Source organism: Pseudomonas sp. LG1D9 (genome assembly GCF_002949995.1).
Taxonomy (GTDB): domain Bacteria; phylum Pseudomonadota; class Gammaproteobacteria; order Pseudomonadales; family Pseudomonadaceae; genus Aquipseudomonas; species Aquipseudomonas proteolytica.
This window is the reverse complement of record NZ_CP026881.1, coordinates 3,274,500-3,288,100: the sequence shown is the minus strand read 5'-3', so window position 1 is coordinate 3,288,100 and position 13,601 is coordinate 3,274,500. Positions and strand designations below refer to the sequence as shown.

The window sequence follows — 13,601 nt, the reverse complement described above, 5'->3', positions numbered from 1 at the left end:
CATTATTAGAATTCCAAAGCCAAAGCGGCGCACCAGGACTCACTGCGCGCGCTCTGGGACAACAATTTCAACTGACGCCCATTGTCATGCGGGGTAATGGTAATGGTCAGGTCAGGCTTTGGCAAAAAGCCTGTGCCCTTGTCCGGCCACTCGATCAGGCATAACGCATCGCCATCGAAGTAATCGCGGATGCCCATGTACTCCAATTCCTCGGGATCCACCAAGCGATAGAGGTCGAAATGGAACGCCCGCACGTCACCGATCTCGTAAGGCTCTACCAAAGTGAACGTCGGACTTTTTACTGCGCCGGTATGGCCAAGCCCACGAATAATGCCGCGCGACAGCGTGGTTTTGCCGGCCCCCAGATCGCCCTGCAGAAAAATCAGGCCCGCGCCCTGGGTGATTTCGGCAATGCGTTTGCCAAAAGCCACCATGGCCTCCTCATCCGCAATAAACAGCGTTACTTCAGACACGGTGACTGCTCCTCCAACAACTGACGAATGGCGGGAATCAGGTCGCTGGCAGCCAGGCCGCGACCAAAACTACCCTGACGGTCGCCCGCCGTGGCATGCAACCACACCGCCAGGCTGGCGGCCTCGAACGCCGGCATGCCCTGGGCCAGCAGCGCGCCGGTGAGGCCGGCAAGCACATCGCCCAAACCCGCCGACGCCATGGCGGGATGGCCCTGATCGCAACGTGCCACCCGCCCATCCGGGCTGGCGATCAGGCTGCCAGCGCCCTTGAGTACCGTGACGGCATTGAATTTCTGGCTCAGCGCGCGCGCCACCTTAAGCCGGTCGGCCTGAACCTCGGCTGTCGAGATCCCCATCAGCCGCGCCGCTTCCCCAGGGTGCGGAGTGATCACACAACCGCCCGGCAGAGCTACATGGCCTGCGGCCAGCAGGTTCAGTGCATCAGCATCCCAGACCTGGGGTTGCCGGGCATTGGCGGCCACCGACAGCAGGCTTTTACCCCACGCCATGTCGCCGAGGCCGGGACCAATAACGATCACCGAGACTTTCTCCAGCAGGGCCATCAGCTGATTGGCCGAATGCACGCCCCGCACCATGGCTTCCGGCAAACGGGTCAGGGCTGCCGGGACGTGCTCGCTGCGGGTCGCCAGGGATACCAGGCCAGCACCGCTGCGCAGTGCGCTTTCGGCACTCAGCAGCGACGCGCCGCCAAAGCCATGGTCGCCGCCAATGACCAGGACATGGCCAAACTGGCCCTTGTGGGCCGCTGGGGAGCGCGCAGCCAGTTGCGGCAAATGGCCAGGCAACAGCGGCTGAACGTCGGTTATTTCGTGTTTTGTCTGCGGCATGCGTCTTCAAGCTCCGATGTCTGGCAGAATTATACGCATCTAACCTGCGGTTTCTCTCGTCTCATGCCTGCTATTACCACCGATCTGCCCGCCCTCGCCCAATCGATCAAAGACTGGGGCCGCGAGTTGGGCTTTCAACAAGTCGGCATCAGCGGCCTGGACCTGGCCGAGCATGAACAGCACCTGCAGCGCTGGCTCGACGCGGGCTATCACGGCGAGATGGACTATATGGGCGCCCATGGCAGCAAGCGCTCGCACCCGGACGAACTGGTACCCGGCACCTTGCGCGTGGTGTCCCTGCGCATGGATTACCTGCCCGGCGACACGCAAATGGCGCAACTGCTGGCCCAACCCGAAAAAGCCTACATCTCCCGCTACGCCCTGGGCCGCGACTACCACAAGCTGATCCGCAAGCGCGTGCAGCAACTGGCCGACCGCATCCAGGCCCAGATCGGCCCGTTTGGCTTTCGCGCCTTTGTCGACAGCGCCCCGGTGCTGGAAAAAGCCATCGCTGAAAAGGCCGGCCTGGGCTGGATCGGCAAAAACACCCTGGTCCTCAACCGCAAGGCCGGCAGTTACTTCTTTCTCAGCGAGCTGTTTGTCGACCTGCCGCTGCCTATTGACCCGCCCCACAGCACCGAACACTGCGGCCGCTGCACCGCCTGCCTGGATATCTGCCCGACCAATGCGTTCGTCGGGCCCTATGTGCTGGACGCCCGGCGCTGTATTTCCTACCTGACCATTGAGTTGAAGAGCGCGATCCCCGAAGACCTGCGGCCGTTGATTGGCAACCGCGTGTTCGGCTGTGATGACTGTCAGATCGTTTGCCCGTGGAATCGTTTCGCCCGACCTTCAGGAGAAAGCGATTTCAAGCCGCGCCACAACCTGGATAACGCCGAACTGGCCGAGTTGTTTATGTGGGATGAGGATAAATTCCTCAGCAGCACCGAAGGCTCGCCACTGCGCCGTGCCGGCTACGAGCGCTGGCTACGCAACCTGGCCGTGGGCCTGGGGAATGCGCCCTCCAGCATTCCGGTGCTCGAGGCGTTGAAGGCGCGCCGGGATTACCCCTCTGAACTGGTCCGCGAACATGTGGAATGGGCACTGAACCAGCACGCGATCCGTCAGTGCTCGTCGTTGTAGACGAACTTGGGCATTTCCCAATGAAAGCGGATCGCCAGCAGGCGCAGCAGAAAACCGCTGAACAGGGTCAGCAGGATAGCCTGCTCGCTGGGCAGTTCGAGGTAGATGCACAGCATGTAGCACCAGGCCGCGAGGAACGACACGCTGGCGTACAGCTCGCGGCGGAAGATCAGCGGAATGTCGTTGCAGAAGATATCCCGCAGGATGCCGCCGAACACCCCGGTAATCACGCCGCTGACCGAAGCCACCAGCATGCCGTGGCCCATTTCCAGGGCCGTCATGCAGCCGATCAGCGTGAAGGCCACCAGGCCCACGGCGTCCAGCGCCAAAAACAGTGAACGCAAATGGCGCATCAGCGGCGCGATAAAGATCGTCACCAAGGCCGCGACTGAGGTCAGCACCAGGTATTCCGGGTGTTTGACCCAGGTCAGCGGGTAGTGGCCGAGCAGCACATCACGCACCGAACCGCCGCCAAGGGCTGTGACGCACGCGATCAGCACCACGCCGAACCAATCCATGCCGCGCCGACCAGCGGACAAGGCACCGGTCATGGCTTCGGCGGTGATGGCGATGAGGTAGAGCATCAACAGCATGATGGCGATCCTTGCAAGAATATTGTGCAGAGCTGGCGTGTTGTGGCGAGCGGGCTTGCCCCGCGCTGGGCTGCGTAGCAGCCCCGATATTGGGCGATGATATCCGACCGAAGGATTGCAGTGGCTGAATTAGGGCCGCTGCGCGCCCCAGCGCGGGGCAAGCCCGCTCGCCACGACATACCCACGACAAACCTGCCAAACGGTAGGATCAGGCCTTGATGAAATGCTTGCGGTAATGCTGCAGCTCGGCAATCGACTCGCGGATATCATCCAGGGCCAGGTGGGTGCTGCCCTTGTGGAAGCTGTCCTTGACCTCCGGCGCCCAGCGCGCGGCCAGTTCTTTCAAGGTCGACACGTCAAGGTTGCGGTAGTGGAAGTAGCTTTCCAGTGCCTTCATATGGGTATAGAGGAAGCGGCGGTCCTGGCAGATGCTGTTGCCACAGATCGGCGACTTGCCCTTGGGCACCCATTTTTCCAGGAAGGCAATCGTCTCGGCCTCAGCCTCGGCCATGCTGATGCGGCTGTCGCGCACACGCTGGGTCAGGCCCGAGTTGCCGTGGGTGCGGGTGTTCCACTCGTCCATAGTGGCCAACACCGCGTCGCTATGGTGGATAGCGATCACCGGACCTTCGGCCAAGGTGTTGAGGTTGCTGTCGGTGACAATGGTCGCCATCTCGATGATGACGTCGGTGTCAGGGTTCAGACCGGTCATTTCCAGATCGATCCAAATCAGGTTCTGTGGGTTTTGCATGTCGTAGTTCCTTGGCACCTTGGCGTAGCTGCGCAGTTTAGCAGGCGGCGGCGTGCTAGACTCGCGACCGTTTTACCCAACCTTTTGCATTATCGACACGGAACACCAATGGCCAAACGCCAGCTCAACCGTCGCCAAAACTGGCGCATCGAAAAGATCCAGGGTGAACGCGCTGCCCGCGCCGCCAAACGTGAGTCCTCTGCCGTGGAAGCGCTGGAGGGCGGCGACCTGGGACCCGAGCAAACGGGCCTGGTAATCGCGCACTTTGGGGTACAGGTCGAAGTCGAGGCGCTGGAAGGCGAACTGGCGGGCCAGGTTTCCCGCTGCCACCTGCGCGCCAACCTGCCGGCGCTGGTAACCGGCGACAAAGTCGTCTGGCGTGCCGGCAACCAGGGCATCGGGGTGATCGTCGCGCAACTGCCGCGCACCACCGAACTGCGTCGCCCCGACAGCCGTGGCCAGCTCAAGCCGGTAGCGGCCAACGTCGACATGATTGTCATCGTCTTCGCCCCGCTGCCCGAACCCCACGCCAACCTGATCGACCGCTACCTGGTGGCCGCCGAACACGCGGGTATCCGCCCCCTGCTACTGCTGAACAAATTCGACTTGATCGACGAACAAAACGCTCCGGCGCTGAATGCGCTGCTCGCGGTTTATCGGCAGTTGGGTTACCCGGTACTGGAAGTCTCCGCGCACCATGGCAATGGCATGGAACAACTGCAACAGCAGTTGGACGGGCGCATCAGCGTGTTCGTCGGCCAGTCGGGCGTGGGCAAGTCGTCGCTGGTCAACAGCCTGCTACCGGAAGTCGAGACCCGCGTCGGTCCGCTGTCGGAGTTGTCTGGCCAGGGCACTCACACCACCACCACCGCACGCCTGTTTCACTTCCCGGGCGGGGGCGAGTTGATCGACTCACCGGGCATCCGTGAGTTCGGCCTGGGGCACGTCAGCCGCAGCGACGTGGAAGCCGGCTTTATCGAGTTCAACGACTTGATCGGCACCTGCCGCTTCCGCGACTGCAAGCATGACCGCGAGCCGGGCTGCGCCTTGCTCAAGGCGCTGGAAGATGGGCGCGTGCAGCAGCAGCGGATGAACAGCTATCGCTCGATCATCGCCAGCTTGCCAGAGAGCAGCTATTAAGTTGTAGGCACACGCTTATGTGGGAGCGGGCTTGCCCGCGAAGACGTCGGCCCAGCAAACATCCAGGTTGGCTGACCCACCGCTTTCGCGGGCAAGCCCGCTCCCACACAAGCCCGCTCCTACACAAAGCGCATCAGCTCCCGGCCGGGGCTTCTCCGGGAGCCTTCACCCCACCCTCATCAAACAGATTGAGCTTCTGGCGCAACTCATGCGCCGGCAACGGCTGCTGCTCTGGCGGCAGGGCGTTCGGGTCCACCGGCACTTCGCCCGGTGCGCCGTCGCCTTGGGTCGGCACTGGCGGCGTGGGTACCTGATCACCTTCAATCGCACGCTGGGCCTTCTTGGTCAGCACGACGATATCAATGCGCCGGTTGACCGGGTTGAACGGGTCCTGGACATCAAACAGCTGCGATGAAGCAAAACCCACCACGCGCGCTACCTGGGTATCCGGATAACTGCCGGCCACCAGGGCACGACGCGCAGCGTTGGCACGGTTGGCCGACAGCTCCCAGTTGCCGAAATCACCCAGGCCCGAATAAGGCTTGGCATCGGTGTGGCCGCTGACGCTGATCTTGTTCGGCACCGCCTTGATGGTGTCGGCCATGGCCAGCAGGATGTCTTCGAAGTAAGGCTTCAAGCGCGCACTGCCAGAATCGAACATCGGGCGGTTAGCCGCATCCATGATCTGGATACGCAGGCCATCCGGGGTGATCTGGAAGTGGATCTGGTCCTTAAATTTTTGCAGTTGCGGGTTCTCATCCACCTTGTTCTGCAACTCTTGCAGCAACAATTCCAGGCGTTCCTGCTCGACCTGTTCGGCCATGCTTTCGACGGTCTGGCGTTCGATCGGGATGTTTTCCTGGGGCGCTTCGGTTTGCACTTCCGGGTTGATGGTGCGCTCGGGAGCCAACTCAGGCGAACCACCCAGGTCGATCACAAACGGCGTACCACTCTCAGAGAAGCCGATGGGATCCTTGAAATAACCGGCAATGGCGATCTTCTGTTCAGGGGTGGCAGTGGACATCAGCCACAGCACCAGGAAGAACGCCATCATCGCCGTCGCAAAGTCGGCGAACGCGATTTTCCAGGCACCGCCGTGGTGCCCGGCAGCGAAGCGCTTGACGCGCTTGATGATGATTGGCTGGTTGTTTTCCATGGCTTAGCGACCGCGAACTGCTTGTTCCAGCTCGGCAAAGCTCGGACGGTGCTTCGGATACAACACCTTGCGCCCGAATTCCACGGCCAGGGACGGCGGCATGCCCGAAGCAGACGCCACCAGCGACGCCTTGATGGCTTCGTAGATATTGAGCTCTTCCTTGGCATCGTGGGCCAGGGAGGTGGCCAGCGGACCAAAGAAACCATAAGCGGCGAGAATACCAAAGAAGGTTCCCACCAACGCTGCACCAACGTGCATGCCGATCGCGGCCTGGTCGCCTTCGCCCAGGGACGCCATGGTCACCACGATACCCAGTACCGCCGCGACAATACCGAAGCCGGGCATGCCGTCGGCGATGCCGGTCACGGCGTGGGATGGGTGTTCGAGTTCTTCCTTGAGGCTGAACAGTTCCATGTCGAACAAGCCTTCCAGCTCGTGCGGGGCCATGTTGCCGGAGGACATGATGCGCAGGTAGTCGCAGATGTAGGCCGTCATGCGGTCGTCTTTGAGCACGGCCGGGTACTTGGCGAAGATCGGGCTCGCCGCGGCGTCCTCGATATCAGCCTCGATAGCCATCATGCCTTCACGGCGGCTCTTGTTGAGGATCTCGTAGACCAGGCCCAGCACTTCCAGGTAGAACGTGTGGGAAAAGCGCGAGCTGAACATACCCAGCGACTTTTTGACCACGTGCATGGTCATGTAGCCTGGGTTAGCCTGCAGGAAAGCGCCAAACGCCGCACCGCCGATGATCAGCACTTCGAAGGGCTGGATCAGCGCAGCAATTTTACCGTGGGACAGAACGTATCCGCCGAGCACACTTGCGATGACGACGATGATGCCGATAATTTTAGCCATAGGGGATGAGTACTTGCGCCGTCGGGTTCATGGACATATTCGGAAGATCTAAAAACTCTTCTTCTACTTATCGGCAAAACTGCGCCAGACTATAGCCCGTTAAGGCGAAAAGCCAGTTCGGCCCGCTCCGGGCGTGTTGACCGCAAGTGATGATCGCGCCCCAATCATGGCAAACGAAACGACAGTCCCAACTACAAAACCCAACTCTCTGGCCGGCTGGATAAAGCGCCTGGACGAGATTCACCTGCCCGTCCCGCAAGCGAGCCACATGGCCGTGTGCAAGGCCATCGGCGACAGCCGCCGTTCGTTGCGAGATATTGCAGAGCTGATGCAAGACAGCCCGGCACTGGTCCTGAGCGTCATGCGCGAAGCCAATAACCAGGCCCACGGCAGCCTGGCGGAACCCGCAGAAAACCTTGAAGTGGCGATCAACCGCCTCGGCCTCAAGCGCACCGAAGAATTGCTCGCACGCCTGCCGTCAGTGCCACTCAATGAAATCCCCGTAGCCCTGCGCCAACTGCAACTGATCAGCCAACATGCCTCGCAGCAAGCCAGCGGCCTGTTCGCCAGCCGCCTGGCGCGCCTTTGGCAGGATATCCATTGGGGCAGCCTGCTGTTTCTCTCGCCGCTGTGGCCAATGGCCGTGGCCTACCCCAAGCTCCTGGAAGAATGGGAACTGCGGGTGATCCACAAGGGCCAGTCGGCACGCAAGGTCGAGCAGGAACTGTTTGGTGTGCGCCTGCTGGAACTGTGCCTGGGGCTGACCGAGGCCTGGCGCCTGCCGATCTGGGTGTCTCAGGGCTACCAACTGCTGCTCAAGGAACAACGTTTGCTGGTCAAGGCCCTGCACATCGCCCGCGATGAAGTGCCGCTGAGCCAGCAGCAAAAACTCGATGACGACCCCGCGTTGCGCCGCTGGCTGAACCAACCGGCCAACACCGTGCTCCTGGCCAATGGCATGGCACTGGCGGCGCAAGAGTCCTGGACCTGCCCGCACACCCAGCGCTGGCAGTACCTCACGGCGCTGTACCTGCAACAACCGCTGGCCGATGTGCAGCAGCAAGTGCACCAACAGGCCGCCATCAGCGCCCGCCATACCCTGACCCCAGGCCTCTGGCATCCTGCGCTGGCGCTGATCTGGCCATGGCATGTGCAGCGTGTGCATCGCGGCCTGCTGCCAGCACCACCACCCACAGCCGAAGCCCTGGCGATCTGGCGCAAGCGGTGCAGCGAGTTGCTGGTAGAGCCGAGCCGCTTCGCCAACGCCATGCACTTGACCACCTGCGCCAAGGAGGCCCTGGTGGCCAGCGGCATGCAGCGCGTCATGCTGCTGATGGCCGACAAGGCCCTGACCACATTGCGCGTGCATCAGGTCGACGGCCTGCCCAAGGACGCCGCCAACCTGAGCCTTGAGACCGCACAAAGCACGCTGCTGCAACGCTTGCTGGAGAAATCTGCACAAGTGCGCCTGACCCCGGACAATCACGCACAATTCGCGGCGCTGCTGCCTGCCTCCGTGCGCCGCCTGTTCGTGGGCGAGCACCTGCTGTTGCGCTCCCTGAGCTGTAACGGCCGGGTGGTGATGTTGATGATTGCCGACCAGGGCGGCGGGCCGTTCTCCGAAACCACCGTGCAGGCCTTCGGCAAAACCGCCCAATGCATCGAGAAAGCCCTGCACTGCTTTACCAACCGCACCACCTGATGCTTGCGTTACAATCGCCCTCTTTTATCGCCCAAACCTAGTGCCCGGGAGACCTCACATGCCTGACTTTTCTGGCTTGCCGCTGGTGATCGAGCCCAGCGATCTGCTGGGTCGCCTCGCCGCCGAGCAGTTGATTCTGGTGGACCTCACCAGCGCCGCCCGTTATGCCCAAGGGCATATCCCCGGCGCGCACTTCGTTGATCCCAAGCGCACCCAACTGGGCCAGCCACCCGCGCCGGGGCTGTTGCCGGCCAAGGCCGACCTGGAAAAGCTGTTCGGCGAACTGGGCCACACCCCGGACGCCACCTACGTGGTGTACGACGACGAGGGCGGCGGCTGGGCCGGGCGGTTCATCTGGTTGCTCGACGTGATCGGCCACAAGAAGTATCACTACCTCGATGGCGGCCTGCTGGCGTGGCTGGATGAACAGCATCCAGTGTCCACCGAGGCCGTTGCCGCCGTCGCCGGACCGGTCAGCCTGACCCTGCACGACGAGCCCACCGCCACCCGCGAGTACCTGCAAAGCCGCCTCGGCGCTGCCGACCTGGGGATCTGGGATGCACGCGGGCCGCTGGAGTACTCGGGGGAGAAAGTCCTTGCGGCCAAAGGCGGGCATATTCCCGGCGCAGTGAACTTCGAATGGACTGCGGGCATGGACACGGCGCGCAACCTGCGAATCCGCCGCGACATGCCGCAGATCCTCGAAAGCCTGGGCCTGACCAAAGACAAAGAAATCATTACCCACTGCCAGACTCACCACCGTTCTGGCTTCACCTACCTGGTGGCCAAGGCGCTCGGTTATCCGCGAGTCAAAGGTTATGCCGGTTCCTGGGGCGAATGGGGCAACCACCCCGACACCCCCGTCGAGATTTAAGGTTTAAGGACAGTTCATGAAAAAGCGTTTGTTTATCCTCAGCCAGTACCTGCTGCCCCATCACCTGCTGTCGCGCCTGGCCGGCTGCATTGCCGAGTGCCGCGTGCGCTGGTTCAAGAATGCCTTCACCACCTGGTTCGCCAAGCGTTACCAAGTGGATATGTCCCAGGCACTGGTGGAGGACGTGACCGCTTACGAGCACTTCAACGCCTTCTTCACCCGTGCCCTGAAAGACGGCGCGCGCCCATTGGACCCGACCCCGGGCGCGGTGTTGAGCCCGGCAGACGGCGCAGTCAGCCAACTCGGCCCGATTGAACACGGGCGCGTGTTCCAGGCCAAGGGCCACAGTTTCAGCGTGCTGGAATTGCTCGGTGGCGACGCGGCCGTTGCTGCGCCCTTCATGGGCGGTGACTTTGCCACCATCTACCTGTCGCCGAAGGACTACCACCGCGTGCACATGCCATTGGCCGGCACCCTGCGGGAAATGGTCTACGTGCCAGGGCGGATTTTCTCGGTCAACCAGACCACCGCCGAAAACGTGCCGGAGTTGTTTGCGCGTAATGAGCGAGTTGTCTGCCTGTTCGATACCGAACGCGGCCCGATGGCCGTGGTATTGGTGGGCGCGATGATTGTGGCGTCGATCGAGACCGTATGGGCTGGGTTGGTAACACCACCCAAGCGCGAGTTGAAAACCTTCCGTTACGACGAAGCCGCCCGTGCGCCGATCCACCTGGAAAAAGGTGCGGAACTGGGGCGCTTCAAGCTGGGTTCGACGGCGATCGTGCTGTTTGGCCCGGGCCAGGTGCAGTGGGCGCAAGAGCTGGCGGCAGGCACGCCGGTGCAGATGGGCCAGGGTATCGCGCTGCCGAAAGCCTGATCCGAATACAGCGAAAATCAAATGTGGGAGCGGGCTTGCTCGCGAAGGCGGTGTGACAGTAGACACCTTAGTTGACTGACACTCCGCCTTCGCGAGCAAGTCGAATCGTCGCACCGCCGCTCCCACATTTTTGACCGCGTTCCTGTCGTTATTGGCCGTCGCGGTCGCGAAAGCCCAACAGATACAGCACACCGTCCAGCCCCAACGTCGAAATCGCCTGCTTGGCCGATTGCTTGACCAACGGCTTGGCACGGAACGCCACGCCCAGCCCGGCGATAGCCAGCATCGGCAAGTCGTTGGCACCGTCGCCGACCGCAATGGTCTGCTCCAGACGCAAACCTTCCTTGTGCGCCAACTCCCGTAGCAGATCAGCCTTGCGCTGCGCGTCGACAATCGGCTCGACCGCCACGCCCGTCACCTTGCCATCCACTACTTCCAGCTCGTTGGCGAACACATAGTCGATGCCCAGCTTGGCCTGCAATTGCTTGGCGAAGTAGGTAAAGCCGCCCGACAGAATCGCCGTCTTGTAGCCCAGGCGCTTGAGCTCGGCGAACAGGGTCTCGGCACCTTCGGTCAAGCGCAGCGAGGCGCCGATGGAATCCAGCACGCTGACGTCCAGGCCCTTGAGCAGCGCCAGGCGCTCCTTGAAGCTGGCGCGAAAGTCCAACTCACCCGCCATCGCGCGCTCGGTGATCGCGGAGACTTGCTCGCCAACGCCCGCCGCCTTGGCCAACTCGTCGATGACTTCGGCTTCGATCAGGGTCGAGTCCATGTCGAATACCGCCAGGCGGCGATTGCGCCGGAACAGCGAGTCTTCCTGGAAGGCGATATCGACGTTCAACTCCTGGGCGACGCTGAGAAACTCGGCGCGCAAGGCCTGCGGATCGGCCGGCTCGCCACGCACAGAAAACTCGATACAGCCCTTGCCCTGGTCCGCCGGCATATCCAGCGGCATGCGGCCCGACAGACGGTCGATATGATCGATGTTCAGACCATATTGCGCGGTGATCGAACTGACCCGCTGCAATTGTTCGGCGGTCACCCGGCGCGTCAACAGCGTGACGATATGACGTTTTTTGCCTTGGCCGGCCACCCAATGCTGGTAATCCTCTTCGGAGACCGGGGTGAAACGTACCTGCTGATCCAGCTTATAGGCCGTAAACAGGATGTCCTTGAGCACGGACGAGGCTTGCTCAGTGCTCGGGATCTCGACCAGGATGCCGAACGACAGGGTGTCGTGGATCACGGCCTGGCCGATATCGAGAATGGTCACACCACCCTGGGCGAGGACACCAGTAATGGCTGCGGTAAGACCCGGACGGTCCTCACCTGTGATGTTAATCAGGACAATTTCGCGCAAAGCGCACCCCCGGGCTGGAAAAAAACCGCATTCTACCCACTTTCAGTGACCATCGGGCACAGCCAGCGCTTTGCCGGTCTTGGGCCTGTCGCTATACTGCGCGTCAACTTCACGGACCAAGAGCCGAGCGCAAGTGAACCGGCCCACGCCAGTAAAAACCGATAACTTCTTCCTGCTGATCTTCCGGGCACTGCGCCACCGCCGTGTACCGATCGCATTACGCATCGCCAGCCATAACGTGATCCTGGTCGCCTTGGCCCTGGTGATCTATGCGTGCGTGATGGGTTTGCAGTTCAAACAGGCCATGCACGAGCAAGCCGACGCCCTGGGCGAGAGCTTGACGACCCAGACCGCCACCTCGGCGACTGAGTTGCTGGTGTCCAACGACATCCTCAGCCTCAACGTGCTGCTCAACAACCTGACCAAGAACCCGCTGGTGGCCCACGCGGCCATCTACAGCGTGGACAACCGGATCATGGCCGAAGCCGGGCAACGCCCGAAGAACGGCCTGCTGGGTGAAGCCGAAGGCCTGTACCAGAGCAATATCACGTTTCAGGATGTGAAAGCCGGCCAACTGCGCATCAGCCTGGACATGCAACAGTTCCAGCAGCCGATGACCATCAGCCTGCAAAGTATGGGCATCCTCAGCGCGATCCTGCTGGCCTTGGCCCTGGCCTTGAGCCTGCGCCTGGGCCGACATATCTCCACGCCCCTGATGCAGTTGCGCATCTGGCTGCGCGATATCGACGAGCACACCCCGGCCACTGACCGCCAGGATGAAATCGGCGACCTTGCCCGCCAGTTGCACACCAGCTTCGCTCCAGAGCCGGTGGTACAGGAGGTCGAGCCTGAACCGGAGTTTGACGACGCCGATTACGACGACGAACCCGAGTTTGAAGTGCGCAACCTGCGTGACCCGAGCTTCGACGAGTCGGCGCCGGTGGCCGGCCTCAAGCCAGTACCGCGCACAGTCATCAAGGCCGACGAAGACAGCCTGAACGATGACGACCCGTTTGCCGACCTGCGTGACGACTCAACGCCTGCAACGCTGCCGACCCCGACACCTGCCGTCTCCCAGAACACCCAGCCACAGCACAGCGCCGTACTGGCTGTGCAACTGGGTGCCCAGGACCAACTGCGCCGCCTGCCCCGTGCACGCCTGACCGAACTGCTGGAACGCTACCGCGACTGCCTCGACCAGGCTGCCTCGCTGTATCAGAGCGAGCTGCACACCCTGAACGACGGCAGCACCTTGATGCTGTTCCACAGCGAAGACAGCGGCGAAGACTACCTGACCAATGCCATCTGCTGCGGCGAGCTGCTGCGGGCCCTGGGCCATGCGTTGCAAATTGAAGTCGCTGACAGCGGCATCACCCTGCAACTGCAACTGGGCCTGACCCTGGGCGACGACCTGTATGGCATGAGCCAGATCGACCTGCTGCTGACCGAAAACGCCCAGGACGCCCTGGCCTTGTCGCAACACAGCCGCAACCTGCTGCTGGTGGAGCGCAAGATCAGCGACGACGCGCTGATCCGCCAACGCGCGCGCATCCGCCCGATTGCCAGCCCGGAAGGCGCGTGCTGTGTAGAGCGGTTGATGGAGCCTTATCCGTCGATGCTGGAGCGCCAGTTGGCGCGGATGCATGAGACCCGCAACAAAGGGTGAATCCTCCCCCAACAAAAAGCCCACCCATGATCACTCATGGGTGGGCTTTTTATTGGCTCTGTGTAGGAGCGAGCTTGCTCGCGAAGATCGTCAACGTTAACGCGCTTATCCTGAATGAGCGCGTTGCCCTTGAGTTTTTCGCGAGCAAGCTCGCTCCTACAGG

Annotated in this window: 13 protein-coding genes; 6 read left to right on the top strand and 7 right to left on the bottom strand. The window is 62.0% G+C overall.

Features of this window, described 5'->3' with window-relative positions; genetic code table 11:
* Window positions 1-5: 5 nt before the first annotated feature.
* Window positions 6-473 carry a tRNA (adenosine(37)-N6)-threonylcarbamoyltransferase complex ATPase subunit type 1 TsaE gene (gene tsaE / locus C5F71_RS15480; RefSeq protein ID WP_029299575.1) on the bottom strand — a complete coding sequence of 156 codons (468 nt, stop codon included), beginning with the start codon at window positions 471-473 and terminating at the stop codon, window positions 6-8.
* Complete coding sequence (locus tag C5F71_RS15475) at window positions 461-1,321, bottom strand: NAD(P)H-hydrate dehydratase (protein ID WP_104911463.1); 861 nt, start codon at window positions 1,319-1,321, stop codon at window positions 461-463. The genes tsaE and C5F71_RS15475 overlap by 13 nt, the downstream gene beginning before the upstream one ends.
* Before the next feature lie 63 nt (window positions 1,322-1,384).
* Between C5F71_RS15475 and queG the strand changes: the two genes are divergently transcribed.
* Window positions 1,385-2,464, top strand: coding sequence for a tRNA epoxyqueuosine(34) reductase QueG (queG, locus tag C5F71_RS15470; RefSeq protein WP_029299568.1), 1,080 nt, complete (start codon window positions 1,385-1,387; stop codon window positions 2,462-2,464).
* On the opposite strand, the gene C5F71_RS15465 is transcribed toward queG, so the two are convergent.
* Window positions 2,446-3,060 carry a trimeric intracellular cation channel family protein gene (locus C5F71_RS15465; RefSeq protein WP_169851492.1) on the bottom strand — a complete coding sequence of 205 codons (615 nt, stop codon included), beginning with the start codon at window positions 3,058-3,060 and terminating at the stop codon, window positions 2,446-2,448. The two genes, queG and C5F71_RS15465, sit on opposite strands and share 19 nt — an antisense overlap.
* A 205-nt stretch (window positions 3,061-3,265) precedes the next feature.
* Window positions 3,266-3,808 (bottom strand): oligoribonuclease, encoded by a 543-nt coding sequence (orn, locus tag C5F71_RS15460; protein WP_010213620.1) that lies wholly within the window; start codon window positions 3,806-3,808, stop codon window positions 3,266-3,268.
* A 108-nt stretch (window positions 3,809-3,916) separates the two neighbouring features.
* On the opposite strand from orn, the gene rsgA reads away from it, so the two are divergent.
* Window positions 3,917-4,948 carry a small ribosomal subunit biogenesis GTPase RsgA gene (rsgA, locus tag C5F71_RS15455; protein ID WP_029299566.1) on the top strand — a complete coding sequence of 344 codons (1,032 nt, stop codon included), beginning with the start codon at window positions 3,917-3,919 and terminating at the stop codon, window positions 4,946-4,948.
* Between the two features lie 133 nt (window positions 4,949-5,081).
* Here rsgA and motB read toward each other — a convergent pair whose 3' ends face one another.
* Entirely contained in the window at window positions 5,082-6,104 is a 1,023-nt protein-coding gene (gene motB / locus C5F71_RS15450) for a flagellar motor protein MotB (protein ID WP_029299134.1), read from the bottom strand.
* Between the two features lie 3 nt (window positions 6,105-6,107).
* The gene (gene motA, locus C5F71_RS15445; protein WP_029299136.1) at window positions 6,108-6,959 is read right to left on the bottom strand and encodes a flagellar motor stator protein MotA; all 852 of its coding nucleotides are present in this window, start codon (window positions 6,957-6,959) and stop codon (window positions 6,108-6,110) included.
* Between the two features lie 166 nt (window positions 6,960-7,125).
* Between motA and C5F71_RS15440 the strand changes: the two genes are divergently transcribed.
* From C5F71_RS15440 to asd, 3 genes are read left to right on the top strand one after another with little or no spacing between them, the layout of a single operon-like run.
* On the top strand, window positions 7,126-8,661 hold the full coding sequence (locus C5F71_RS15440) for an HDOD domain-containing protein (RefSeq protein WP_104911462.1): 1,536 nt from the start codon (window positions 7,126-7,128) through the stop codon (window positions 8,659-8,661).
* Window positions 8,662-8,719: 58 nt separating this feature from the next.
* The gene (locus C5F71_RS15435; RefSeq protein WP_070996439.1) at window positions 8,720-9,535 is read left to right on the top strand and encodes a rhodanese-like domain-containing protein; all 816 of its coding nucleotides are present in this window, start codon (window positions 8,720-8,722) and stop codon (window positions 9,533-9,535) included.
* A 16-nt stretch (window positions 9,536-9,551) separates the two neighbouring features.
* On the top strand, window positions 9,552-10,412 hold the full coding sequence (asd, locus tag C5F71_RS15430; protein ID WP_104911461.1) for an archaetidylserine decarboxylase: 861 nt from the start codon (window positions 9,552-9,554) through the stop codon (window positions 10,410-10,412).
* Window positions 10,413-10,560: 148 nt separating this feature from the next.
* Here the strand turns inward: asd and serB are convergent, their stop codons facing one another.
* The gene (serB, locus tag C5F71_RS15425; protein ID WP_104911460.1) at window positions 10,561-11,772 is read right to left on the bottom strand and encodes a phosphoserine phosphatase SerB; all 1,212 of its coding nucleotides are present in this window, start codon (window positions 11,770-11,772) and stop codon (window positions 10,561-10,563) included.
* Window positions 11,773-11,905: 133 nt separating this feature from the next.
* Between serB and C5F71_RS15420 the strand changes: the two genes are divergently transcribed.
* Complete coding sequence (locus tag C5F71_RS15420) at window positions 11,906-13,438, top strand: AhpA/YtjB family protein (RefSeq protein WP_104911459.1); 1,533 nt, start codon at window positions 11,906-11,908, stop codon at window positions 13,436-13,438.
* Window positions 13,439-13,601 lie beyond the last annotated feature (163 nt).